The organism is Methylophaga sp. UBA5088 (assembly GCF_002414625.1).
In the GTDB taxonomy this organism is placed as follows: Bacteria; Pseudomonadota; Gammaproteobacteria; order Nitrosococcales; family Methylophagaceae; genus Methylophaga; species Methylophaga marina.
In genome coordinates, this window is the sequence record NZ_DIAC01000109.1 from 5,405 (window position 1) to 6,371 (window position 967).

The window sequence follows — 967 nt, forward strand, 5'->3', positions numbered from 1 at the left end:
AAACAAATCTGGCGTTATCCAGTCAAAGGGATGGCAGGGGAACAGCTTGAACAATGTTATCTAGGTGAAAATGGTTTAACTGGCGATCGTATCTGGGCATTACAAGATACTCAGCGACAGGAAATCCAAAGCTGTAAATTTCGGCCTGAATTATTACGCTGCAATGCAAAGTGCCGACGTGGAGATGCGACCGGACCAGATGATCAGGTTGATATCACTTTTCCTGATGGCGCCGTGATTGGCAGTGATGAGCCACAGGTCAATCAGTTACTGACTTTGCTAACCGGGTTTGATTCCACATTACAGCCGCTTAAGCCTATTGAAGAGCAGGATTTCTACAAACGATATAAACAAGACGATCACACTTGGTTGGAAGAATTAAAAGCCACGTTTGATCGGGAGCCTGGAGAAGCCTTACCGGATTTGGATAACCTGCCCGAGCAGGCTCAGGAGTACGTATCGCTCCCAGGCACCTTTTTCTTGGTCACCCCGTTTCATATGCTGACGACTGCCACACTGGATTATATGAAACAGCTTAAACCTGACTCTGACTGGGCAGTAGAGCGCTTCCGTCCAAATATTGTCATCGAAACGGTTCCAGGTATGGAAGGTTTGATTGAGCAAGCCTGGTTAGATAAAACGATTCAGATTGGTCAGACGACAGTGCAATGTTGTGGCACCACGCCACGATGTGGCGCTATTACCCGACAACAGCGCCATATACCATCAGATAAAAAAATGCTTCGTACGATTGTGAAGCAAGCTGACCAAAACCTGGGAGTCTATGGCGCTATTGCTGAAGCTGGTGTTATTCGTGTTGGTGATGAGGTCTTTATTCAATAAAGTCTTATTTCTCAACAAAAGCACGTTCAATCACATAGTCGCCGGGTACACCGATGCGAGGAGAAACCACAAACCCTCGCTCATCTAATAACGCTGCGGTGTCATTCAGCATTTGTGGACTGCC

1 protein-coding gene is annotated in these 967 nt (G+C 46.7%); it reads left to right on the forward strand.

Going from position 1 to position 967, the window contains the following annotated elements:
• A partial coding sequence (locus B4K20_RS13860) for an MOSC domain-containing protein (RefSeq protein WP_289283337.1) occupies nt 1–843 on the forward strand: 843 nt, incomplete at its 5' end.
• Nucleotides 844–967 lie beyond the last annotated feature (124 nt).